At 38.6% G+C, this 24,795-nt stretch carries 22 protein-coding genes and 1 pseudogene; 11 read left to right on the forward strand and 12 right to left on the reverse strand.

From position 1 onward, the window contains the following. The first annotated feature begins 146 nt into the window (after window positions 1–146). From IQ226_RS07715 to IQ226_RS07725, 3 genes are all read left to right on the forward strand, one after another. Window positions 147–827, forward strand: coding sequence for a Uma2 family endonuclease (locus IQ226_RS07715; protein WP_193894158.1), 681 nt, complete (start codon window positions 147–149; stop codon window positions 825–827). A 73-nt stretch (window positions 828–900) separates the two neighbouring features. Then, on the forward strand, window positions 901–2,451 hold the full coding sequence (locus tag IQ226_RS07720; protein WP_193894161.1) for a hydantoinase B/oxoprolinase family protein: 1,551 nt from the start codon (window positions 901–903) through the stop codon (window positions 2,449–2,451). A 228-nt stretch (window positions 2,452–2,679) separates the two neighbouring features. Further along, complete coding sequence (locus IQ226_RS07725) at window positions 2,680–2,943, forward strand: glutaredoxin family protein (protein WP_193894164.1); 264 nt, start codon at window positions 2,680–2,682, stop codon at window positions 2,941–2,943. 244 nt (window positions 2,944–3,187) lie between these two features. Here the strand turns inward: IQ226_RS07725 and gor are convergent, their stop codons facing one another. Continuing rightward, the gene (gene gor, locus IQ226_RS07730; protein ID WP_193894167.1) at window positions 3,188–4,564 is read right to left on the reverse strand and encodes a glutathione-disulfide reductase; all 1,377 of its coding nucleotides are present in this window, start codon (window positions 4,562–4,564) and stop codon (window positions 3,188–3,190) included. 94 nt (window positions 4,565–4,658) lie between these two features. Further along, window positions 4,659–5,474, reverse strand: a complete 816-nt coding sequence (locus tag IQ226_RS07735; RefSeq protein ID WP_193894170.1) for a sulfurtransferase — start codon at window positions 5,472–5,474, stop codon at window positions 4,659–4,661. Window positions 5,475–5,562: 88 nt separating this feature from the next. Here IQ226_RS07735 and IQ226_RS07740 point away from each other — a divergent pair, with 88 nt between their 5' ends. Both IQ226_RS07740 and glmU read left to right on the forward strand, forming a co-directional pair. Continuing rightward, on the forward strand, window positions 5,563–6,486 hold the full coding sequence (locus IQ226_RS07740) for a tRNA (5-methylaminomethyl-2-thiouridine)(34)-methyltransferase MnmD (RefSeq protein ID WP_193894173.1): 924 nt from the start codon (window positions 5,563–5,565) through the stop codon (window positions 6,484–6,486). A gap of 69 nt (window positions 6,487–6,555) precedes the next feature. Next, a complete protein-coding gene (glmU, locus tag IQ226_RS07745) occupies window positions 6,556–7,911 on the forward strand; it encodes a bifunctional UDP-N-acetylglucosamine diphosphorylase/glucosamine-1-phosphate N-acetyltransferase GlmU (RefSeq protein WP_193894176.1) in 1,356 nt (451 codons plus the stop codon). Window positions 7,912–8,027: 116 nt separating this feature from the next. Here glmU and IQ226_RS07750 read toward each other — a convergent pair whose 3' ends face one another. The 4 genes and pseudogenes from IQ226_RS07750 to IQ226_RS07765 all read right to left on the reverse strand — a co-directional run bounded on the left by IQ226_RS07750 (window position 8,028) and on the right by IQ226_RS07765 (window position 11,356). Then, on the reverse strand, window positions 8,028–8,477 hold the full coding sequence (locus IQ226_RS07750; RefSeq protein WP_193894180.1) for a phosphate-starvation-inducible PsiE family protein: 450 nt from the start codon (window positions 8,475–8,477) through the stop codon (window positions 8,028–8,030). Between the two features lie 386 nt (window positions 8,478–8,863). Next, window positions 8,864–9,052: pseudogene (locus IQ226_RS07755) on the reverse strand (molybdopterin dinucleotide binding domain-containing protein); the annotation flags it as partial. A 33-nt stretch (window positions 9,053–9,085) separates the two neighbouring features. Next, the gene (locus tag IQ226_RS07760; RefSeq protein ID WP_193894183.1) at window positions 9,086–9,412 is read right to left on the reverse strand and encodes a hypothetical protein; all 327 of its coding nucleotides are present in this window, start codon (window positions 9,410–9,412) and stop codon (window positions 9,086–9,088) included. 57 nt (window positions 9,413–9,469) lie between these two features. Beyond that, window positions 9,470–11,356 carry an ATP-binding protein gene (locus tag IQ226_RS07765; RefSeq protein WP_193894186.1) on the reverse strand — a complete coding sequence of 629 codons (1,887 nt, stop codon included), beginning with the start codon at window positions 11,354–11,356 and terminating at the stop codon, window positions 9,470–9,472. 100 nt (window positions 11,357–11,456) lie between these two features. On the opposite strand from IQ226_RS07765, the gene IQ226_RS07770 reads away from it, so the two are divergent. From IQ226_RS07770 to IQ226_RS07780, 3 genes are all read left to right on the forward strand, one after another. Beyond that, on the forward strand, window positions 11,457–12,137 hold the full coding sequence (locus IQ226_RS07770) for a RibD family protein (RefSeq protein WP_193894189.1): 681 nt from the start codon (window positions 11,457–11,459) through the stop codon (window positions 12,135–12,137). A gap of 341 nt (window positions 12,138–12,478) precedes the next feature. Further along, window positions 12,479–13,648: a GNAT family N-acetyltransferase gene (locus tag IQ226_RS07775; protein ID WP_193894192.1), complete on the forward strand. Its 1,170-nt coding sequence runs from the start codon at window positions 12,479–12,481 to the stop codon at window positions 13,646–13,648. Window positions 13,649–13,754: 106 nt separating this feature from the next. After that, window positions 13,755–14,144, forward strand: coding sequence for a DUF4346 domain-containing protein (locus tag IQ226_RS07780; protein ID WP_193894231.1), 390 nt, complete (start codon window positions 13,755–13,757; stop codon window positions 14,142–14,144). A gap of 488 nt (window positions 14,145–14,632) precedes the next feature. Here IQ226_RS07780 and IQ226_RS07785 read toward each other — a convergent pair whose 3' ends face one another. Further along, window positions 14,633–15,589, reverse strand: coding sequence for an NAD(P)-dependent oxidoreductase (locus tag IQ226_RS07785; RefSeq protein ID WP_193894195.1), 957 nt, complete (start codon window positions 15,587–15,589; stop codon window positions 14,633–14,635). Between the two features lie 241 nt (window positions 15,590–15,830). Between IQ226_RS07785 and IQ226_RS25880 the strand changes: the two genes are divergently transcribed. Next, on the forward strand, window positions 15,831–15,971 hold the full coding sequence (locus IQ226_RS25880; RefSeq protein WP_370567102.1) for a 4-Cys prefix domain-containing protein: 141 nt from the start codon (window positions 15,831–15,833) through the stop codon (window positions 15,969–15,971). Between the two features lie 247 nt (window positions 15,972–16,218). Here IQ226_RS25880 and hemE read toward each other — a convergent pair whose 3' ends face one another. From hemE to IQ226_RS07800, 3 genes are all read right to left on the reverse strand, one after another. Further along, entirely contained in the window at window positions 16,219–17,271 is a 1,053-nt protein-coding gene (hemE, locus tag IQ226_RS07790; protein WP_193894198.1) for a uroporphyrinogen decarboxylase, read from the reverse strand. Between the two features lie 404 nt (window positions 17,272–17,675). Continuing rightward, the gene (locus IQ226_RS07795) at window positions 17,676–18,131 is read right to left on the reverse strand and encodes a cupin domain-containing protein (protein WP_193894201.1); all 456 of its coding nucleotides are present in this window, start codon (window positions 18,129–18,131) and stop codon (window positions 17,676–17,678) included. A gap of 31 nt (window positions 18,132–18,162) precedes the next feature. Next, window positions 18,163–18,933 carry a cysteine hydrolase family protein gene (locus IQ226_RS07800; protein WP_193894204.1) on the reverse strand — a complete coding sequence of 257 codons (771 nt, stop codon included), beginning with the start codon at window positions 18,931–18,933 and terminating at the stop codon, window positions 18,163–18,165. An 80-nt stretch (window positions 18,934–19,013) separates the two neighbouring features. Between IQ226_RS07800 and IQ226_RS07805 the strand changes: the two genes are divergently transcribed. Beyond that, window positions 19,014–20,414 carry an amidohydrolase gene (locus IQ226_RS07805; protein WP_193894207.1) on the forward strand — a complete coding sequence of 467 codons (1,401 nt, stop codon included), beginning with the start codon at window positions 19,014–19,016 and terminating at the stop codon, window positions 20,412–20,414. A gap of 170 nt (window positions 20,415–20,584) precedes the next feature. Here the strand turns inward: IQ226_RS07805 and IQ226_RS07810 are convergent, their stop codons facing one another. Continuing rightward, window positions 20,585–20,887 carry a hypothetical protein gene (locus IQ226_RS07810; RefSeq protein ID WP_193894210.1) on the reverse strand — a complete coding sequence of 101 codons (303 nt, stop codon included), beginning with the start codon at window positions 20,885–20,887 and terminating at the stop codon, window positions 20,585–20,587. A gap of 451 nt (window positions 20,888–21,338) precedes the next feature. Between IQ226_RS07810 and IQ226_RS07815 the strand changes: the two genes are divergently transcribed. Beyond that, window positions 21,339–22,781, forward strand: a complete 1,443-nt coding sequence (locus tag IQ226_RS07815; RefSeq protein WP_193894213.1) for a HAMP domain-containing sensor histidine kinase — start codon at window positions 21,339–21,341, stop codon at window positions 22,779–22,781. Window positions 22,782–22,838: 57 nt separating this feature from the next. On the opposite strand, the gene IQ226_RS07820 is transcribed toward IQ226_RS07815, so the two are convergent. Further along, entirely contained in the window at window positions 22,839–24,329 is a 1,491-nt protein-coding gene (locus IQ226_RS07820; RefSeq protein WP_193894216.1) for a UDP-N-acetylmuramoyl-L-alanyl-D-glutamate--2,6-diaminopimelate ligase, read from the reverse strand. Window positions 24,330–24,795: the final 466 nt, after the last annotated feature.

Consider the following 24,795-nt stretch of genomic DNA (forward strand, 5'->3'; position numbering starts at 1 on the left):
GAGCCTTTGCGAAACCCAACATTTCCAAAGAAAATAAGATTTTCAAAATATTTGAACGCAGATAAACACAGATAAGACCTTGAATGGATTAATTATCAATTGGTAATTAATGTTAGAATAAACAAATAACTACTTAGTATCATATCATGATGATTACTCAAGAAATAGCATCTGAAAAAAGCATCTCTCCAGACGTTATTTTTCCTCCCAGTGACCTATATAGTGATGAACCTCCCGTGGAAACAGAACTACACCTACGACAAATAATCCTACTTTTCAAATGTTTGGAATGGTTATGGAAAGATAGAAGTGATTTCTATGCGGCGGGAAATCTGAGTATTTATTATAGTCCACATCAGAAGAAAACAGAAAATTTTCGTGGACCTGATTTTTTTGTAGTCTTAGGAACTGACAGAAAAACTCGGAAAAGTTGGGTAGTGTGGGAAGAAAACGGTAAATATCCTCATGTAATTGTCGAAATTCTCTCACCAACAACAGCTAAAACTGATAGAGAATCAAAAAAAGAACTTTATCAAGAAACTTTCCGCACACCTGACTATTTTTGGTTTGATCCTTATACATTAGAATTTGCAGGTTTTCATATCACAGACGGAAAATATCAACCGATAAAAGCCACCGAAAAAGGACATTTATGGAGTGAACAATTAGGGTTATATTTGGGAATTCATGAGGGTTTATTACGTTACTTCACATTAGAAGGAAATTTAGTACCTACACCTGAAGAAACCGCAGAGCAGGAAACTCAAAGAGCAGAACGTTTGTCCACAAAACTGCGGGAACTAAATATAGATCCAGATACAATTTAATAAAAAATGTAGGTTGGGTTGACGCAAGGAAACCCAACATATTGTTTATCTTAAAATTAATTAAGAGAAAAAAATGTACACCACATCTCAACCAGATCCCATTCGCCTAGAAATATTCAAAAACCTCTATCAATTCATCGCCGAACAAATGGGAATTGTGCTGCAAAATACCGCAACATCAGTTAATATTAAAGAACGGCTAGATTTTTCCTGTGCTATTTTTGATGCTTCCGGTTCATTAGTTGCAAATGCACCTCATATTCCTGTACATTTAGGCTCAATGAGTGAAAGTGTCCGCAGTTTAATTAATGATCAAGGTGACACTATCAAACCAGGAAATGTTTATTTATCAAATAACCCCTACAACGGGGGAACACATTTACCTGATGTCACAGCCATTACCCCAATTTTTGATGGAGAAAAAACACAAATTATCTTTTATGTTGCTTCTCGTGGACATCAAGCAGATATAGGTGGTATTACTCCTGGTTCTATGCCTCCTCACAGTACCACAGTCGCAGAAGAAGGAATTATATTTGATAATTTTCTCTTAGTTGAACAGGGAGACTTTCAAGAAACAGCCGTGAGAAATTATCTCTTAAATCATCCCTATCCTAGTCGAAATCCTGATCAAAATATTGCCGATTTTAAAGCTCAAATAGCTGCTAATGAAAGGGGAGTCCAAGAACTTGGTAAAATGGTCAATCAATATGGAATCACAACAGTACAAACTTATATGCAGTTTGTCCAAAATAATGCTGAAGAATCCGTCAGAAAAGCGATTGATGTCCTCAAAGATGGTGCATTTATTTATGAAATGGATGGCGGTGCAAAAATTCAGGTTGCGGTGACAATTAACCGAGAAAATCGGAGTGCCAAAATTGATTTTATGGGAACATCTGCACAACTAAATAGTAATTTTAATGCTCCCAAAGCCGTAACACAAGCAGCCATTTTGTATGTGTTTCGGACTCTAGTTGATGATAATATTCCTCTCAATGCTGGATGTCTTAAACCTTTAGAAATTATTATTCCTGAAGGCTGTATGTTAAACCCAATTTATCCCGCAGCAGTGGTAGCAGGAAATGTAGAAACTTCCCAAACAATTGTTGATGCTTTATATGGTGCATTGGGTGTCATGGCTGCTTCCCAGGGAACGATGAATAATTTTACTTTTGGAAATGAAAAATATCAATATTATGAAACCATTTGTGGTGGTTCAGGTGCGGGGATGAATTTTCATGGTACTGATGCAATTCATACACACATGACTAACTCCCGTCTAACTGATCCAGAAGTTTTAGAAACTCGTTATCCTATTCAAGTAGAAAGCTTTAGTTTGCGTTCTGATAGTGGTGGTAAAGGCAAATACACAGGTGGAAATGGCGTAATTCGTCGTCTTAAATTTCTCGAACCAATGACAGCTAATATTCTTTCTAGTCATCGGTTAATTCCTCCCTTTGGTTTGGATGGTGGAGACAGCGGAAAAGTGGGAAGAAACTGGATAAAACGTGAAAATGGAACTGAAGAAAATTTAGGGAATACAGCTACAGTAGAGATGCAACCGGGGGATGTTTTTATCATAGAAACTCCTGGAGGTGGAGGATTTGGTAAGGTTTTGTGAATGTAACATGACTTACGCAACTGGCATATTGGTAGGGTGCTTTACTACTGCATAAATCCTGTAAATAAACAGAATTAATTATCATCTATTCTTTTATCCTGTTAATCTTGTAATCTTGAGTATCCTGATATGGCTTACGCCACGCTACGCTATCAGATACTTTTCTATAAAATTGTATTTTTAGTTAAAATAGCTATAAAACACATTTTCATTGTTTAATCTCAACTCATGCAATTAATTCTCTACAGCAAACCCGGTTGTCATCTTTGTGAAGGATTACAGGAAAAACTGGAACAAATCAAAAATCTCAGTTTTGAGTTAGAAGTACGCGATATTACCACCCGTGATGATTGGTTTGCAGTATATCAATATGAAATTCCGGTACTATATTTACTCACTGGCGACGGTAGAGAAAAACCTATACCCCGTCCTTCTCCTCGTCTGAGTGTGGAACGGTTGGAAAAAATGTTAAGTGATTATGTGAAAAGCTAAAATCGGCCGTTACAAGCCATATTCCGCAATTCATTTTGTCATACACCAAGATTACCAATATCGGGCTAATAATGGTCAGATAGGGAAGGAATTTTCTTCTTTCTTCTTTCTTTCTCCTGAACTCCTGAACTCCGAACTTACCCTGATTTGATAACATTTTTTGAAGCACAAGTATGTGACATTTTGAAGTGCGGAATGCCAGTTAAAAGGTGCGTTACGCTGTTGCTAACGCACCCTACTTTTATTATCTCATGGTAACAAATTCCTCTGCTGCGGAGGGATGAATACCTACAGTGGCATCAAAATCAGCTTTGGTCGCGCCCATTTTTACTGCAATAGCGACACCTTGAATAATTTCTGCGGCACTATCTCCCACCATGTGAGCGCCTAGAATTTTATCAGTGCTAGTATCTACTATTAGCTTCATCATGGTTTTCTCTTGCTTACCTGCCAAAGTGTAGTACATGGGGCGGAAGCTGGTACGATAAATTTTGATGTTGTCATCACCGAATTTGCCCCTAGCGTGGGCTTCTGTTAAACCGACTGTGGCCGCTTCTGGTGTGGTAAATACGGCTGTGGCAACGGTTTCATGACTAAATTCGCGGCGGTTGTTGCCAAATTCACTGTCAGCAAAAGCACGTCCTTCACCAATGGCGACGGGGGTTAAATTTAAGCGGTCTGTGACATCACCAACAGCATAAATATGGGGTTGGCAAGTTTGACTGTATTCATTGACGGAAATTGCCTTTGAGGTGCTATATCCTGGTTCTTCTTCAGAACTGGGAACACAATCAAGTTGGGCATTTTCTAAGGCTAATCCTTCAATATTAGGACTGCGACCGGTTGCTACTAAAAATACATCAGCAATGATGGGTTCTTGGTCTCCAGATAAAGTTAGTTTTAGTCCTGCGTCCACTTTTTCTATTGCTGTCACTTGAGTATTTTGGATAATGCGAATACCATGATTGGTCATTCCTTCTTGGATACTGGTGCGGATATCTTGGTCAAACCCGTTCAAAATTTGCTCTTTGCGGATAATCTGGGTAACTTCTGAACCCAAACCGCGCATAATACAGGCAAATTCACTACCGATATAACCAGCACCAATGATAGCGATATGTTTGGGTTGGGTTTTCAGGTGAAAGATTTCATTGGAAGTAATGGCGTGTTCTATACCGGGGATTTCTGGTTTAACGGGACGACCACCGACAGCAATTAAAATTTTCGCGGCTGTATATTGTTTCCCGTTGACTTCAACTGTGTGGGGGTCTATGAAGGTAGCACGACCGGAAATTAATTCTACTCCAGCTTTTTCTAAAAAGCTGATGTGAAGTTGGGAAAGTCTGTTAACTTCTTTGTCTATGGATGTGATGAAATGTTCCCAGTCAAATTTTACATCTCCCACTGTCCAACCATAACCTGCGGCTTCTTGAAATTGGGCGGGGAAGTGAGAACCGTAAACCATGAGTTTTTTGGGGACACAACCGCGAATTACACAAGTACCACCAACTAAATCATATTCGGCGATCGCCACTTTTGCACCATAACTGGCCGCCCGTTTAGAAGCAGCCAACCCCCCAGAACCAGCGCCAATCACAAATAAGTCGTAATCAAAAGTCATAAATTTCTACTTTTTTCACTAAAAATAGGCTATTGAACTACATATAGTCAAACTGCCTAGATTTAATCTAACGTAACTGACAACTGACAACTAACTAATAACTAATCCAATCACTCCAACTACCAGGGTAAAGTTTAGCGGAGGGAATTCCAGCTATGGCTAAAGAAAGTAAATTTACACAAGCTGTGACACCTGAACCACAATACACTAAAATTTCTTTATTTGTATCTATATTTTGCCACCGTTGAGATTGTTCTAACTGGGGAATTACCCAGCCAGCAGCGTCCGTTACTTCTTGCCAGGGATAATTAACAGCACCAGGAATGTGTCCAGCAATTTTATCAATTGGTTCTTTTTCTCCACGATAACGTTCTCCTTCCCTAGAGTCTATTAAAACCACATTTTCACTATCTTTGTGATTTTTAACATAGGCAAAATCTACAACTTTATCCCCTTGTAATTGGGGAATAAATGTTCCTCTTTCCGCAGTAGGAATGACATCTGTAATGGCATAACCTGCTTTTTGCCAACGGTCAAAACCACCATCTAAAACAGCTACTTGTTCATGTCCTAAATACCGCAATAACCACCATAAACGAGAGGCAAAAGCCAAGCGAGAATCATCATAAGCCACTACTAAAGTTTTTTGGGAATTTACCCCAATTGCTGATAACTTTTCAGCTAATTCTGTGATATTTGGTAAAGGATGTCTGCCCCCATGTTCTTGTACAGGACTAGATAAATCTTGATTTAAGTCTAAATAATAAGAACCTGGGATATGATTAGTTTGATACTGTTGTTTTCCTAATTGGCTATCAGCTAAAGAAAACCGACAATCAACAATCACAACTTGAGAATTCTTGAGGTTTGCAAACAGCCATTCTGGAGAAACAATAAATTGATTATTCATTGGTAATTGGTAATTGGTAATGACTCACCCAGGCTTTCTTCTTCTTTCTTCCTCCTGACTCCTGACTCCTGACTCCTAAAATCCTAAAATGTTTATACCCCAACAAACGCAAGATGGTTCTTTTACCTTTTTTTCCACAGAGTTTAATGAAGCCTTTCATAGTCACTATGGAGCAAAACAGGAAAGTTTGCTAAAATTTGCGATTCCGACTCGATTACCAGTATTAGCCGAAACGGGATTTGTGCGGCTGTTAGATATTTGTTATGGTCTAGGATACAACACAGCGACAGCTTTACAGACAATTTGGCAAGTAAATCCTCGTTGTCGTGTGGAGGTGATTGGCTTAGAACTAAATCCCATTGTCTCCCAAGCAGCAATTAACCATCAGTTATTCAATGGTTGGGAGGACAAATATATAAAAATTTTAACTCAAATAGGGTTTGAACATCAAGTCCACCTAGATTATTTGCAAGCTACTTTACTAATTGGTGATGCTAGAAACTTAATTCTCCAAGTACATGAATCAGGTTTTCAAGCAGATGCAATTTTTCTTGACCCCTTTTCACCTCCCCAATGTCCACAATTATGGACAGTGGAATTTATCCAAAACGTATCAGAATGCTTGGATCAAAATGGGTTACTGGCTACTTATTCCTGTGCGGCGGCGGTACGGACTGCGCTGTTAACTGCGGGTTTGGTTGTTGGTTCGACTCCACCAGTAGGGAGACGGACTCCAGGGACTATTGCTGGATATCCTCAACATGGTCAGGGATCAACTATATCCTCTTTGCCCCCTCTTTCTCAAGCTGAAGCCGAACATTTATTAACTCGTGCTGCTATTCCTTATCGAGATCCTAATTTAAGTGATACTGCTGAAGTGATCCTCAAAAGACGACAAGAGGAAGTGCAAGTTTCTACATTGGAATCAAGTTCACAATGGCGCAAAAGGTGGTTAAGATCGTCAACACCGCAGGAGATTTTACCTGAACAGTCAACAGGTAGCAATGATTAACTGATATGATCTGGCATGGAAGGGAGTTAATCAAAAAAGTATTTATCACCAATTCACTGATATTTAATTATGGTTGTTGTAGCAATTCTCGCGGCTGGAAAAGGTACAAGAATGAAATCTAATCTACCTAAAGTTTTACATTCCTTGGGTGGAATATCTTTAGTTGAACGCGTTATTGAAAGTGCTGAACCTCTTTCACCTTCCCGTAAGTTAGTGATTGTTGGTTATCAGTCCACAGAAGTAAAAACAGCTATGGATTCTATTTATGGTGTGGAATTTGTAGAACAGGCTGTACAATTAGGCACAGGTCATGCTATCCAACAATTACTTCCCCATTTAGAGGGTTATACTGGGGATTTATTGATTTTAAATGGCGATGTGCCTTTGTTACGGACAGCAACTTTAAAAAACCTCTTACAAACTCACCAAGAAAATCAAAATTCCTGTACTATTCTGACTGCACAATTAGCAAATCCCCAAGGTTATGGTAGGGTTTTTCGGAATAGTGAGGGTATTGTCCAAAAAATAGTTGAGGATAAGGATTGTACTCCTAATCAAAGAGAAAATGATCGGGTAAATGCTGGTATTTATTGTTTTAATTGGCCTGATTTAGCGAAGATATTACCAGATTTGCAAGCTAATAATGCTCAAAAAGAATATTACCTAACGGATGCTGTTACTCAAGTTGGTAAGGTAATGGCTGTAGATGTGAAAGATCATCAAGAAATTTTGGGAATTAATGATAGATTGCAATTGGCAACTGCTAATGATATTTTGCAAAAACGGATTAAGGAAAAATGGTTGTTAGCGGGGGTGACGTTAATTGATCCGGCAAGTATTACTATTGATGAAACGGTGGAATTACAGCCGGATGTGATTATTGAACCGCAAACCCATTTGCGAGGAAGGACGGTGATTCAAGCTGGTAGTCGCATTGGTCCGGGAAGTTTAATTGAGAATAGTGAATTGGGTGAAAATGTCACGGTTCTGTATTCTGTAATTACAGATAGTGTGATTCAATCTCAAACTCGAATTGGACCTTACGCACATTTACGTGGTCACGCTGAGGTGGGTGTAGGTTGCAGAATTGGTAATTTTGTGGAGTTGAAAAATACCCAATTAGGCGATCGCACTAATGTAGCACACTTATCATATTTAGGCGATACCACAACCGGAACTCAGGTCAATGTTGGTGCGGGGACAATCACTGCTAATTATGACGGTGTGAAGAAGCATAGGACAATTATAGGCGATCGCAGCAAAACTGGTTCTAATACCGTGTTAGTTGCACCTATTACTGTCGGTAATGATGTCTATATAGCCGCAGGTTCAACGGTGACAGAAGATGTCCCTGATGATTCTTTGGTAATTGCCAGAAGTCGTCAAGTTGTCAAACCAGGTTGGAAAATGAAAACTGACAGTTAATATTTTCCTAGGGTGCGTTTATTAACGCACCTTTTTATGCAGAAAGTTGATTAATTTCTACTTAGGGTTTGCTGAATAAAGCTACTTAATAAATTACCTGTTCTCATCGAGTAATTTTATTTTTGGTGACTACTCCGAATTATCCAATAACTAATGGATAGGGCAAGAATCGCAATCCCCAAACCAATAATTTCTATACCTTCAGTAACTTTCAAATCAAGAATAATAATTTTTCTGGCAATAGCAATTAAAGAAGTGACAATAACTAATTCAACTTGTAAAACGTGCTTTTTGAGGTAGCCAGTAATATTTTCTAGTATTTCTAAAGCAATTAAAACATTGAGAAATAGTCCAAAAATTTTAAACAATGTCTGACTAAAACTACCTTCTTGGGAAGAAAGTATTTCCTTAAAAATAAATATTGCCAGGTCAGCAAGCGTGGCAAAAATTACTATTACCATAAAGAGAGATAGTAATTTAGCAACTATTACCTCAATAATTTCGATCAAATGAATAAAGCTTTTATCACTCGTAAGTTCTAGAAAATTTTTAATAAACCTTCTCATTTGACACTCCTTGATGAAAATTAAATTGGAAATTACGAATATAAAACAAAAATCCTGTAGATAAATCTCAAAGATCAAAAAGCATAAATATATTTTCTACTTTCACAAACTTTGCAGTTTTAGGAAGTGCTTTCAAAAGTAATAATTCGTCCCTTAGATTCAATACCTTGTCTATTTTCTGCTTTGTTGGGTTAAGCGATAGCGCAACCCAACGCTTATCTTGGGTTTGATACTTCAACCCAACGGACAAGTCAATGCTTTTTCCAATTTGGACAAGGTACTGTTAGATTATAAAATTAATCATGATCATTCTTGGATAATTTGGTTATCCAAAGAAACAATCATAACCATTGATAATTAACAATAGCTTGCGTGGCGTAGCCATACAAAACTGGGGCTTCTGCGTCATCCGCCCATAGCTTACCCCAGTGGATATGGACAAAGACAGTACCAGGAGAAATAGCTTTTGTGATTTTAGCTGGAAACTTAGTTGTACCACGACGCGATCGCACCTCTAACTACTGATTATCAATAATACCTAAACTAGTAGCCTCACGGGGATGAATCTCAAGAAATGCTTTCCCCTGCTTAACGCAACCTACGATTTTCTATTCTACATTTACCCAAAAATCTGCGGTTTTCATTTGTCCGTTACGATTAAATTGCATCCACATTTTATATGTTCCTGGCTTGGTAAACTTAGTATGAAATTCAACCTTTCCGTCCGCAGAATCTTTCATTGCGTGTGCATGGATATAATCAAATGCAGTTATTTGTGAATTATCCCCATGATTCATATTTCCCATTGAATGTCCGTCATGATTCGTCATCATACTAGGTGAAACCTGTGTTTCCGTAGACTTAGTATTTGATGAACAACCAGGAGTTAGTAATAAAACTGTCACCACAAAAATACCTGAAAAAAGTCGCTTCATGTTAGGAGAATTATAATTTTAAATTTATCATGGGCGGAACATTTCTGAGAACCAGAATTAACTCCTAACTCCATTTCTGACCACATCTTTTTTTTCTGGATTAGGTAATAAGGCAAGATCAATCAACGGTAATTTAATAATTACTGTTGTTCCTTGATTTAACCCTAAACTCTCTAAAGTGATTTTACCACCCATGAGTTCAATTAAATTCCGAGAAATTGCTAAACCCAATCCAGTTCCTTCAAACTTGCGTGTAGTTGTACCGTCAACCATGACAAAAGGATGAAATAGTTTACCTTGTTCTCCTGGGTCAATACCAATTCCTGTATCTTTTATGGAAACTAAAACATAATGCTGATAAATACTTGTCGTAATTTGAATATTACCTTCATCAGTGAATTTAGTAGCGTTACCAATAATATTAATTAGCACTTGTTTAAGTTTAATGGCATCAGATTTTATGGGAATAGGTTTATCACCTATATCACAAATTAATTGCAGTCCTTTATATTGGACACTAACTGATTGTAAGTTAATTACCTCTAATAATAATTGTCGTAAATCCAGCGGTACTGTAGTTACGGAAAGTTTACCAGCTTCTATTTTAGAAATATCTAGCAAATCATTAATTATCTTTAATAAATGAATCGCTGTATCATCAGCTTTTTTGAGAAATTCTAATTCTTCTTCTCTACTGTCGCATAAATCATCACGGACTAACCGTACACAGTTAATAATAATATTCAAGGGATTTCTTAACTCATGGGAAGTTGTGGCTAAAAATTGGCTTTTTACTTGGTTAGCTGATTTGGCTTCTTTCCAAGCAATTTCTAATTCTTCCGCCCAATCTTTTAGTCTTTCCACCATTTGATCTAATGCTTGTGCTAATTGGTTAAATTCCCGAATTTTGAAGTTGCGGGGAATGGGTTGTGCTGCATGGTGACTATGAAGATTAACAGCATAATCGCGGAGTTCTTCAACAGGACCAGCTAAATAAGGAACTAAATAAAATGATGCCAATAAACTTGCGCCAATTAAACCAACTGTTAAAACAATCAGAATTAGTTTAATTTCTTCTAAACCAAATAGGGCATTTTCTACACTTGTAACGGCTAGGACAATCCATCTTTGTGATGGTCTTGTGGTGATAGGTTTAGTAGTAGCTGTAAAACCTGTAACTAGTTCCTCTCCTTCAACAAAGGATAAATTACTGGAATTATTACTTCCACCTAAAGCATTTTTAACTATGGCTTGTATTCTTTCTACATCGGCATAATCTTTAATATTAGTACCGATTCTTTCTGGCAATGGGTGGGCTAAAACTCTACCATCTTCAGCAATGACTACTAAAAGACCCGTCAATGAGCCTGGATGATTGGGATTTTGTTGATACAATGTAGTTTTAATGCTTAATCGGTAAGCTAAATTACCACGTTGGTTAGCAATAGGAATTGATAAAAATAACTGGAGTTGATTTTGTTTGTCTCTTTTACCAGTTTTTCCAGATTGAGATGGTAATATGAATTGAATATCAACATCATCACTGGTGGGAGATAAACCGGATGGGGTAATTTCTTGCATCCCGCAACTACTGGCAATTATTTCACCTTTTTTAAGGTAGGTAAATTGGAGACAATCTATTTTAGTTGGTAGTTGTTTTTGTAGCTGTTTGAGAAACTGTTCAATTTGGAAAGGTGAACCAGATTTAATTACTTTTGTCTGACTGGCTGTAATTAAATTGGAGCGCAAAGCGGCAATATCATCACTAATTTTTTCTCCTTTGTTAACCGCACTTTCTGTTAGATTTTGTCGAGCAGTATTTAATAGACTAGAACGGGCTTTATTGAGGGCAACCATTTCTCCTACTAATAAAACTGGGACAAATACCAGCAGTATTCTTGTTACTAAAATTTGTCGAAATGACGATTGACGAAATTTAGCCATTGTTTGTCTCACTTCGCATCTTTAAAAGTTCTCAATGTTGTCTGATTGTGATAAATTGTGAGAAAACATATCCCCTAATAAAAAATATCAAAGTAATGCAATGATGCAACATCGTCCTCATACCACAGTAGTTTTAGCCATGAGTGCTGATGGCAAAATAGCAGATTTTAAGCGATCGCCTGCTCGATTTGGCTCAGTGGTTGATAAAATACACCTGGGGAAACAAATTGCTGCAGCTGATGCCGTTTTATTTGGTGCTGGTACTCTTCATGCCTACGGTACAACAATGACCATCACAGAGACAATACTCTTGCAACAAAGAAAAATAGCAAATAAGCACCCCCAGCCAGTTCATATAGTGATTTCCCGTTCAGGCAAACTGAATCCGGATATTAAATTTTTTCAACAACCAGTAAGACGATGGTTACTCACAACCTCTCTGGGAGCTTATTTTTGGCAAGAAAGATCAGAGTTTGAAGAAGTTTTAGTCTTTGAAACTCCTAGCCAAGAAATTGACATTTTGGCTGCTTTAAAATATTTAACAAGTTTACAAATTAGCCGATTAGCTATTTTGGGAGGAGGGCAATTAGTGGCATCTTTCCTAGAATCTAATTTAATTGATGAAATCTGGTTAACTATTTGTCCACTGATTTTAGGTGGTAGTATTGCGCCTTCACCTGTTGAGGGGACAGGATTTTTATCTAATCTTGCTCCTAAGTTACAACTATTAGAAGTATCCACAATCGATCAAGAAGTATTTTTACACTATAGAATAATTTAGGAGTCAGAAAGAAGGAGTCAGGAGTTAAAAGTGAATAAGAAATAAAAAATAAAAGAAGGAATAAAGAAAACTGACACTCTCAGGACTAAAGCCACTGAGCTTTACGCTTACCGCGAACTCCTGTAAAATCGCCCTAAACTTCTTCACTCTTACTTGAGTTCGACATAAGATAATTTTTGGAAAACTGCCCCAAATATGAGTCTCAAACCCTGATGATCTCCTTGAAAAAATCATAACTCTGTTCGCGTAGCGTCTCCGAAGGAGAAACTCCTAACACCGCACTCAGGTTCACTCTTGCCTCTTGCCATACTGACAATTTTTAACACTAACCTACTTACACAATGATCAAAGAACACAAACCCCATTATTCTCTGGTGTGGACGCACACAATCGCTGATGTTCCCCAAGTTGAATGGGATGCTTTAGCGATGCCATTAAAAACGCCTTTTTTAGAATGGAATTGGTTGCACAATTTGGAAATATCTCAAAGTGTTACAGCCAATACTGGTTGGTTGCCAAATCACTTGATTTTGTGGCGAGATAGAACTTTAATTGCGGCTGCTCCATTATATTTAAAAGGACATAGCCAGGGCGAATTTGTTTTTGATCATCAATGGGCGGAATTAGCTTCTCGGTTGGGAATAGATTACTATCCAAAGTTGCTCGGTATGACTCCATTTACCCCGGCGGAAGGCTATCGCTTTTTAATTGCTGCGGGGGAAAATGAGGAAGAAATTACAGCTTTAATGCTCCATGAAATTGATAGTTTTTGTGTGAAAAATCGGATTTCTGGTTGTCATTTTCTCTATGTTGATCCCCAATGGCGACCGATTTTAGAAAGTCAGGGTTTTACAACTTGGCTACATCATAGTTATATTTGGGAAAATGCCAACTTTCAAACTTTTGATGATTATTTAACTGGATTTAATGCTAATCAAAGACGGAATATTAAACGGGAACGTAAAGCTGTAGAAAAGGCAGGTTTAAGATTGCAAGCGTTAACTGGTGAGGAAATTCCTAACTCTATGTTTCCGTTAATGTATGACTTTTATGCTGATACCTGTGATAAATTTGGTTGGTGGGGAAGTAAGTATTTGACAAAGCAGTTTTTTCAACAGTTACAACATAATTATCGGCATCGGGTGGTATTTTTTGCGGCTTATTATCAAGAAGATCCAGGTCAACCAGTGGGTATGTCCTTTTGTTTATTTAAAGAAGATAAACTATATGGACGTTATTGGGGGAGTTTTCAAGACATAGATTGCTTACATTTTGATGCTTGTTATTATACACCAATTGCATGGGCGATCGCTCATGGTATCCAAAATTTTGATCCCGGCGCTGGTGGTAAACATAAAAAACGCCGGGGTTTCCCTGCCACCCCGAATTACAGCCTACATCGCTTTTATAACCACCGTTTAGGGCAGATTATCCTGCCTTGGGTGCGGGAGGTCAATCAACTAGAACAAAAAGAAATGGATGCCATTAATGCAGAGTTACCTTTTAAATAAGGAGATAGATTAAAATAGATCCCCAACTTCTCAAAGAAATCGGGGATCTATATATTGTATATTGATGTAATCTGAAAATACTCTTTCTATAAATTTGCTTTTGACAATGCATAAGAATTTACTACTCGAAGATTTGACAGCAATTGATCATAAACTTTCTCACCGTCATATTGATCTTGACCCCAACGGCTATTTTATTATCTACATAGACCAAAAGGAAAGATTAATTTATGCCAAACATTTCACTAATGTGATTAACGAACGTGGTTTAGCCGTAAATCCCGAAACAGGTGAGGTGATTCCTGTGCGCGGTAAAGTGGAAAGAAGCCATAGAACTGTATTTAGCGGACGTACAGCCAAAGAACTCTGTATCAAGATTTTTGAAGAAACTCCAAATTGTCCTGTGACTTTATTAGATCATGCAGCTTATTTAGGTAGAGAATTTGTTCGCGCTGAAATGGCTTTAGTTTTAGGTAAAGAGTACATTCAAGATTAGATAAGTAGGTTGGCGTTGAAAATTGTCGCTATAGCAAGGCAAGAGGGGGCGGAAGTCAAAAGTCAAAAGTCAAAAGTCAAAACGAAGACAGTATAGGCTTTTTAACGATTTAGAATGGTTGGTTTATTTACGCCGTTTTGTACTAGTGAAAGTGTCAATTAGTGGTAATTGGGAATTGTTTGCTAATTCCCCATTCCCTGCTAAGGAACGCAAATTTAATAACCTGCAATTCTGGCTTAATGTGGAATGGTACGTTACGCTGTCGCTAACACACCCTACTTTTTTACTTTTGCACTTTATTTAATTCACCTGAGTTCGACATAAGATAATTTTTGGAAAACTGCCCCAAATATGAGTCTCAAACCCTGATGATCTCCTTGAAAAAATCATAGCTCTGTTCGCGTAGCGTCTCCGAAGGAGAAACTCCTAACACCGAACTCAGGTTAATTCACATTCCTAACCTACCTACACCTGAAAATGGCTGTAATCTAAATTCCCGCTTTCACGCCGCTAATTTTCAAAATATCAGTCATTGTGGCACAGTAATTTGGTAAATTAAAGCTGCTAGGATTAATGGCATTAGCATAACTAAAATGACGATAATTCATACAGAATCTATCCCAGGCTGCCATTTGAATGCGGAATACAGCAATAATTACATTCGCTAAACCTAAAGATATAGGAATGCGGAAATAAATCTTCTTACGGAAATAAGCACAAACTTCTTCAATGGCTTGATTTGCAGTTAAAGAAGATTGTCCTAACACAAATCGGCGGGGATCTCCCTGTTGTGGTGGATAATCAATTAAATATTGGATAACTGTGGCAATATCCTTACCATGAATAAAGTGAAAACTGCCATCTGCTTGTAAAAAACGAATCAAATTAATATAGTTAGTAACTTCAGGAATACCAGATGTGAGATGAGAATAGGGTTTTTTGTCATCACCACCTAAAACTAAGGTAGGAAAAACTGTCGTAATTTTGGGAAAAATAGCTAACTTTTCGATTTGATGTAAACAATCATATTTAGAGCGGATATAATCTGTACCGATTTCTCCAGCTTCTTTAAGTGGTTTATTTTCCTTATTTAAAACACTCGCAGTGGAAAAATAAATTACCTGTTCACATCTTTCGGGATTTAGCAGATTCATTAATTCTAGAGTTTTGAAGACATTAATATCAAAAATGCCCTCACCACCCCAGGAAGTGGCTGTTAATACGGCGATATCAATGGTTTTGAGTAAATTAGAAAATTTACCAATTTCTCGCATATCACCCTGAAGAATGGTGATACCTGGACGAACTGTAGTATCTACTTGTAGTTTATTGGGGTTTCTAACTAAGAGATACAATTCGTGATTGGTGTTTTGAATTAAGGCTTCGCTGATATAGTGACCGATACAGCCACTTGCACCTGTAACTAAAATACGTTTTTTGGTCATGAAATTGGATGTTGGGGTTTTTGGGGATGGTTGAGGTCAGTGGGTAATTGTAGCATGATTTGAGAAGATAGATCTCCGACTCCTTTAAGAAGTCGGGGATCTGGGTCTTAGTTAACTTAATATATTTTTTGGAAACGAACCGCAGAGACACAGAGGACGCAGAGAAATGAGGTTTTGAGAGATTTTGCGTAAATCTTGATTAATTAGGGTAAAATTACAACGAAGCCTTGGTTGTGAGTCTATGCGTCAATGTCTTAATCCTGACTGTCTTTTTCCTAACCCTGATAATTTTCAATATTGTCAAAAGTGCGGTAATAAGTTACTTTTGCGTGAAAGATACATACTTAAATCAATTTTAGGTATATACCGTGTCCAAGGATAGTCGGAAGATGGTCTGTAGATTTAGATGAGAGGTTCTTCTCTCGCGTCGAGACTTGTGGACTGTAAAATCTAAAGATTACAGAAAAATATTTAGTCAGAATCAGGATTTAAGGATGTACAGGATGTTACTGTTAACCTATTCAAAAATAACAGAAATTTCTCTCTGTGTCCTCTGTGCCTGGAGTGGTTCGTTATTTCCTCATCTGCGGTTAATAAAAATCAGGTGGGCAAAAAACCCACCCGAAAAACTAGACCAAAGCGTTAAGGTTTTTGGCGGTTTCAAAGAAGAAAGCCACATTTTCTTCTGGTGTTTCGGGGAGGACACCATGTCCAAGGTTGAGGATATGTCCCCAGTTACCAGCTTTGCGAACGGTGTCCAAAACGCGATCGCGGATAAATTCCTTAGAACCAAATAATACACCCGGATCAAGATTACCCTGTACTTTGACGTGCTTACCTAATCTAGCTCTAGCATCTGCCATATCTACGGCCCAGTCTACAGTAATGATATCTGCACCGGAGGCAGGCATTCTTTCCAAAAGTCCCGCACTACCTGTCACCAACAAAATTAATGGTGCGTCAGGATGAGTGGCTTTGACCTTTTCAAACACCATTTTTTGATAAGGTAGAGCAAAGGTATCATAATCTTGAGGGCTTAATTGTCCTGCCCAAGAATCGAACATTTGTACTACTTGAGCGCCACAATCAATTTGATAGCGGACATAATCAGCAATAGAATCTGCTAATTTTGTCAGTAGTTGATGGAGAATTGTCGGATCTGAGAAGGCCATGTTTTTGATGATGGAATAGGTTTTAGAACCCTTACCTTCCACCGCATAAGCTGCTAATGTCCAAGGTGCGCCGACAAAGCCTAACACCGTTGATTGATTACCTACTTCCTGCCGTAATGCTTGCAAAATCGTTCTGATAAACGGCAGTGCTGATTCTGGATCTAAGGAATGCAGTTGATCAACTTGTTCTTTAGTGCGTATGGGCGAATAAATAATCGGTCCCTTTCCTTCCGCAATATCCATATCAATCCCCATTCCTGGTAAGGGGGTGACAATATCGGAAAACAAAATTACTCCATCGGGTTGGAACGCTCTCCAGGGTTGGAGGGAAACTTCGATCGCTACTTCGGGAATTTCTGAGCGATCGCGGAATGAAGGATATTTATCCCGTAAATCCCGGTAAGCTTTCATGTAGCGTCCCGCTTGTCGCATCATCCATACAGGAGGACGATCTACTTGTTCACCACGAGCAGCCCGAAGGAGGAGAGGAGCCGTTAAGGAAACACCCATTTAACACTTCGTCCTAAGTCACTTTTATATTTCACCATTTAGCTTACCATCCTCAGATTCCTCTTGATCTACCTATCTATACAGGTCTTAAGGTTGCTTGACTTAACTTAATAAAACGTTATACTTTTCCTGGCGCATGGAGAAAAGGGCGTTGCTGAATAAAACTATGAATTTGTCTCACGCTCCAGACCCAGAAGCGCAAGTTCGGAGTTCGGAGTTCAGGAGTTCAGGAGTTCAGGAGAAAGAAAGAAGAAAGAAAAAAATTCCTTCCCTGTCCCCGTGGCGTAGCACCTGTCACCTCCCCTCACAGACAACTTATTCAGCAAACCCTAAATATAGGGCTGAAACCCGATACAATCGTTACGATATCAATAGGGTTCCAGATTTTTGACAACAGTATTGATCTAAAAAAACTTCAAAGAATCTAATCTTCCCAGGATAGTTATATCTTCAGCATCTAATTCTACAGGCATACCACTGCGAATTAGTTCCGAAAACTCCTCATTGGGAACCATAATTGTTAAGACATAAAGACGATTTTCACCTGTATTTCTAATTAAATGCGTCCCTGTTGGTGGTACTAGTAAACTGTCTCCAGCTTTGATATTTACTGTTTTCCCATCACAAATCGCAGTTCCTTCTCCTTTGAGGATAAAAAACATTTCTACAGCCCGTTGATGCCGATTTGGTGGTGTTTGTCCATCAACATCAAAGATTTCTATACAACAAGTTAAAGAAGTATTTGCACTGGCAGAATCAAAGATAATTGCTAATCGGTTAGAGTCATGGGGACTAATCCGATATGCTTGATAGTCTTTGGGAGATTTGACAACTGGAATGACACAACTAGTAGCGTACATATTGGTAATTGGTGTTTTTACTTCAGTTAAATTAATGATGAATTGCGGCTACAATTGCTGAGGAATCTGTTACAAACCCGAAACATTCTTGGACATTATATAAAGTTGCTAACCAACAATATTCCGGTGAAGTTGTCGCCGTACAATCCTTGACTAAGATACAGTCATATCCTAAAAAGTTGGCATCACACAAAGTTGACAAAACACATTGATCAGCATTTACACCAGCAAAAAAGATTGTAGTTATACCCAAATTTCGCAAAATACTGTCTAAGGGTGTATCCCAAAATCCACTCATACGATACTTGTCAACCCGGATATCTTCTGGTAGCTGTTCTAGTTCGTCTACCACAGCAGCAGCCCAACTGCCCTGTATTAGTACCTGAGAACCGTTGCTGGGCAGGGGATCACCTAGTCCAATACCTGCCCCTGTGGGGTTATATACGTGCAATAAACCAGCGCTGATATTTAGTAAATCTGGACGATTACCCCAATTTAGCCAAATTATAGGTATACCAGCAGCCCGCAGTTGTGGTAATAATTGTTGTAGAGGGACAATCGGTTGACGGGCAGGGGTAACATCTACACCAATGTGTGCTAACCAACCATCAGGATGACAAAAATCATTTTGCATATCAATAACAATAATAGCGACTTTGGATAAGTCGCAACGCAGAGTTTTAGTTTCTGTTGCTAAAATGGCTGGTTGTGGAGTCTTTTGAGGACGAGTAATATCTGCAAATGTCTGATTTACTTGCCAGTTATTTGGTGCAAATCCTAATTTCCGAGTGGGTAGATTCATAAATGCCAATTCTCGATATAGTTTTTATGTTGTAGCTTAAAATTATATTAATGGTCAATTACTTAATTAAGGTTAAAATCATGAACTTTACAATTAAAAATACTTTAATTAGCGTTGCTGATAGTTACGTAACTACAGATGTACAGGTTGTAGATGGTAAAATTACCGCTGTTACCCCTAATTTAGAAATAATTGGTACAGAAATTAATGGAGAGAATAAACTGCTGCTTCCTGGTTTTTTTAATGCCCATACCCATTCTTCGGAAATGTGGCAACGAGGAGCAATTCCCCCTTTACCTCTTGAATTATGGTTAGCACATTTATATGATTTTACTCCTTTAAATACAGAACAAGTTTATCTTAGTGCTTTGGGAACGGCCGTAGAAACTTTACTTTCCGGAGGAACAAGTGTAGTCGATCATTTAGTATTAATTCCTGGACAAGAATTAGAGACAATTTCTACCGCAGTTCGGGCTTATCAAGAAGTAGGTATCCGAGCTTTTATTGCCCCTCTAATTCAAGACGAATCCTTGAGTATGGGCATACCTAATGGAGAATTACAAGCAAATCATGAACCTTATTTTCGCTCTTCGGGAGAAACTTTAGCAATTATGGAAACAGCAGTAAAACAATTTCATCAACCAGAGGTAGGAATTAATATTTTAGTTGCCCCAACGGGAATTCAGCTATGCAGTGATGATTTATTTATAGGATGTATCGCATTAAGTAATAAGTATGATCTTTGTCGTCATACCCATTTATTAGAAACCAAAGCCCAAGAAAAATTGGCTGAAGAAAAATATGGTTGTACTGCGGTTCAACATTTACAACAACTTGGATTTTTAAACAGTTGCACAACTTTAGCACATTGTGTATGGTTAAAGGAATCTGATATTAATATTCTTGCCCAAACAAAGTCTACAGTCGTTCATAATCCTTTAAGCAACCTCCGTTTAGGCAGTGGTATTGCCCCAATTATCAAATGTATTCAAGCGGGGATTAATGTGACTTTTGGCTGTGATGGTGCTTCTAGTAATGACTCCCAAGACCTGTTAGAAGCTATTAAAATTGGTTCGATTCTACATAATCTTACAGAACCAGATTATCAATCCTGGATTCCACCCCGTCAAGCTGTAAAAATGGCATCTTTAGGAGGTGCAAAAGGTTTAAATGTAGAAGATGAGCTTGGTTCTATTACTGTTGGTAAAAAAGCTGATATAGTTTTATATGATCTCAATAATTTATCATTACTTCCCCGCACAGATCCCATTGGTTTATTAGTTTTAGGTCGTCCTGTCAATGTTGTTAATAGTGCTTGGGTAAATGGCAAGCAAATTATTAGTAATGGAAAAATTACTACAATTAATATTGATGAACTGCGACAAGAGTTATTTAACCGAAGTCATTGGGAAACACAGCCTAAATCAGCTAATTTAGATCAATTAGCACCTCGTTATCGGCAAGTTATGGGATTAGATTAAATATCGCTATAGCAATTTCATCACCTACCTGCAAGATAGGTGAGAGGGCTATGAAATCAAATAACTAGTACAACACGGCGTAAATCAACCGACCATTCTCAATTGTTAAAAGCCTATACTGTCTTGGTTTTGAATTTTGACTTTTGAATTTTGACGAACGCCTTGCGGTACTAGGGTTTTTTCTCAGTCTTCGCACTAGCTTCTACCTTGACACCTTTCACGCCGGTTGTGGATTTAGAAGTTGCAGTAGGAGTTGAAGTGGGAGTTGGGGTAGAAATCGTCATAGGAGTTGCAGTGGGAGTTGTGGTAGAATTATCTATAATTCTGTTGGTATCAGAATCGGGTTTGCCTGGAACAACGGGGGTTGTGGTGCTAGTACCAGTAGTTTCTGAACCTGTTTTTGGTGCTTCTTGACAACCAACCATACCAACTGCTAAAACGCCACTAACTAGAAAAGGAATGAGCTTTTTCATGTTGATTTCCAAAGTTGGATAGTTGAAGTGATGGATTTTACTGTGAGTGATACCCAGGAGCAAGTCTTAAAAAAGAATTAAATTTCTACAACCAAAAGTCATGAACCAAAGGTCCAGATAACTGACGAAATGACAACTTTTCAATAACTAAATTAAAACGCTTTTATTGAAAAGAGCCAATTTAATTGTACTCATGGCTATCGAATATTAACGGTTTGATGCTCACAGGTAGCCACTATCTATATATTCTCCATCTTAAAGACTCAGCCGCATCTTTTTTGGGATTGGCAATGGGTGACTGATTTGGTAACAAAGAGAGGATATTGCACCTTAAAGGTTCGGTTATACCACTTTCTATCTTCACCCCAATGACGATAATCTCGTGGATGTAGAGTGCAAATGTCTAATATAACTACCATTAGCTGCTGAAGCAATCAAGAGGTTAAAACCTGTGTACGAATGGATTTTGCCAAGTCTCAAGGAAGTTTTATCTGAAAATCAATCTCCTGTCGTTGAGTGTTCTACGGCTAAGGCGGAGCAGCAATGGCGTGTGAGTTTGGCGGCTACGGAGAACTTGCTGTTGAAAACTTTAGCCACGAGTTCATCTCATGATCCTCAAGGTTTGGTATTAGCTGCACCTGCACCTTTATTTAGTCACCCCCAACTAGCACAACAATTACAAACAATAACTTTTACAGCTAGACCTTTTAATCCTTTGGCGTTGATGCCATTTATGATGCCGTCAGAAGTGACGCAGAATATAAATAATATAGAAACAAATACTCCCCATACTGCTACTTTTCAAGAATCTATTTTACCTTTGTTACCGGCTGATCCTCTGGGTGTGGAACAGTTTTGCTTGATATTTACAGATAAATTTAGATTAGTTTTGGTTTTAGCGGAAAATGAGAATGGTAAGAAGGAATTTTTGTTTTCTTTTGAATCGGCAGTTGTCCAAAAGGCTTGGGAATCTATAGGTGCTAGGGTGGTTTTAACTAACCCTGAATTGTTTGCTGACTTAGATGTTAAGGTACAAAATTATCCTTTTGTTGCTCCAGATTATCAAGTTGTAATTCAATTTAGTCAGTTATTACTGCAAGAGTTAACTATTCCCGCAGAAAGTAATCCAGTTACGCATACTTCATTATCTTGTCATTCACCTACTCCACCGCCGAAATCTCCATCTCGTTCTGATGTGGAATTGCTCCAAGCCTTTGCTCATGAGGTTCGCACTCCGTTAACAACTATTCGGATGCTGACGCGGTTACTATTAAAAAGGAAGGATTTACCTGTTAATGTTATCGGTCGGTTGGAGGTTATTGATCATGAATGTACTGAGCAAATTGACCGGATGGAGTTATTATTCAAGGCGGCAGAGTTAGAGAATTTATCACAACCTTCAAAATTTGCTAATTCCCAATTATCGCCGATGTGTTTGGATGAGATTTTACAACAGAGTATTCCCCGTTGGCAATTGGCGGCAACCCGGCGTAATTTAACTTTAAATGTGGTTTTACCGAAGCAGTTACCGACGGTGGTTAGTAATCCGGCAATGCTGGATAGGGTGCTTACCAGTTTAATCGAGAATTTTACGCGCAGTTTACCTCCTGGTAGTTGTATTCAGGTGCAAGTAATTCCGGCAGGTGATCAGTTAAAGTTGCAATTGTCTCCTCAGTTTGATTGTCAAGATCAAAGCTACAGGACAACGCCACCAATTCGGAAGTCATTGGGTCAATTATTGATGTTTCAGCCGGAAACAGGGGCAATTAGTTTAAATATGGCGGCAACTAAGCATTTATTTCAAGCAATTGGGGGGAAATTAATTGTGCGTCAACGTCCCCAAAATGGGGAAGTTTTGACTATTTTTTTACCTTTGGAAGTTAGAGGTATCTGAATTACCATTCAGGAGTCAGGAAGAGTGGGACAACCCCACTCTGACAGAATTAACGATCTAATTTTGGTTATTTATTCTTTCCTGTAAAGCTTCTCGTGCCTGTTCTCTGTCGTCAAAGTGAATTTTTTCAGTACCGAGAATTTGATAGTCTTCGTGACCTTTACCGGCTAATAATACACCGTCTCCAGGTTGAGCCTGTAAAATAGCCGTCCGAATGGCGGTAGAGCGATCGCTCATCACCATTGCCTGCACTAGATCAGGAATACCTGCCAGCACATCCTCTAATATCTTTTCCGGGTCTTCCGTGCGAGGATTATCTGAAGTCACCACCGCTATATCTGCGAGTTCCGCCGCAATTTTCCCCATTTTCGGACGTTTAGTGCGATCGCGGTCTCCCCCGCAACCAAATACACATATCATTTTACCAGGAATAAACGGCCGAGCCGCCTTCAGCAAATTCTCCAAACTATCAGGAGTATGGGCATAATCCACAATCACACTAATATCCTGTTGTGAACTAATTTGTACCCGTTCCATCCGTCCAGGAACACCGGGAAACCCAGAAATAGCACCTGCTACCAATTGCAAATCTAACCCCAAATGGACAACCGCCCCCACAGCAGCCAAAAGATTTTCTAAATTATATTGACCAACCAAAGGCGAACTAAAAGCCACATTACCTTGAGGAGTATGTAAAATCCCACTCACCCCATGGGGTTGATAACTTAAATCACTCATCCAAAAATCAGCCGTACTATCATTAACGCTATAACTCCAAACCTGTTCCCGATGCAAAGATGCAATTATCCGTTGACCGTAGATATCATCAGCATTGATAATTGCCCGTCCTTGCAGATAATTAGGACTAAATAACAACGCTTTTGCGGCAAAATAATCCTCCATATCCAAATGATAGTCCAAATGATCCTGAGTGAGATTAGTAAACACCCCCACCTCAAAAGCACAAGTCAAAACCCTACCCTGGTGCAAAGCATGAGAACTAACTTCCATCACCCCAGTATCACAACCAGCATTCATCGCTTTAGCCAATTGTTGCTGTAAATCCACCGCAAAAGGAGTAGTATTCACAGCGGTCTCTTCAAAACCAGGCCAGCGCGTATACAGCGTACCTATTAACGCCGTCGCTAAATTACCCTGAGTTAAGAAATATTCAATCAAATGAGTGGTAGTAGTTTTCCCATTTGTCCCCGTCACACCCACCATTTTCAGTTTTTGTCCGGGATAACCATAAAAAGCCGCAGCTATTTGAGCGCAAGCCTGAGTCATATTCTCAGCACTAATTACCACAGAGTTTGCTGTCGGCGGATTTTTCCTCATTGCTTCGGGGGAAACAATCGCCGCTACAGCACCAGCAGCCAAAGCCCCAGACCAAAACTCCCCACCATCTACCCTAGTTCCTGGCATCCCAATAAACAAATCGCCCATACCACAGGCATGGGAATTAGTTTTCAGTCCTTGAATATCAATATCTGGTATATTTACAGACTCAATTCCATCTACAGCCGCTAATAATTCCCGCAATTTCATTTAGTGAACCTCGCCACAAGCTTGTCTTGCGCTTATTTAAACATTATTTTCTGTTTATGGGGAGAGATATAGGCAAAATTTAGGGAACACAAAGTAGGGTAATACCCTCTAAACCATTTATCCTAAGATAAAGTATAGTTAACTAAAAATTCCCAGGTTTTTTCTATGAAAGTTCCAATTTTAGAACAGGAAGAAGAAAAACTGGTAACTGTACCTAGTGTTTCTTGACAACAGTTTAAAACTATTGAGGTGCAGTTACAAGAAAATCATGCTGTAAAATTGGCATATTTAGCAGGGGTGCTGGAAATTACGTCTCCTATTGGGGATAAACATGAATATTAGGACTTACGCATTGACAAAGTAGTAAAATAGTGTATTGATAAAAAGTATCATCTACTTATCAGGTATCGGACAATTAGAAAAATCAGCAAACCTTCCACAGCACAATGCAATCTGGAACATTACA

It is taken from the genome of Dolichospermum sp. LEGE 00240, from assembly GCF_015207875.1.
Classification (GTDB): Bacteria; Cyanobacteriota; Cyanobacteriia; order Cyanobacteriales; family Nostocaceae; genus Dolichospermum; species Dolichospermum gracile.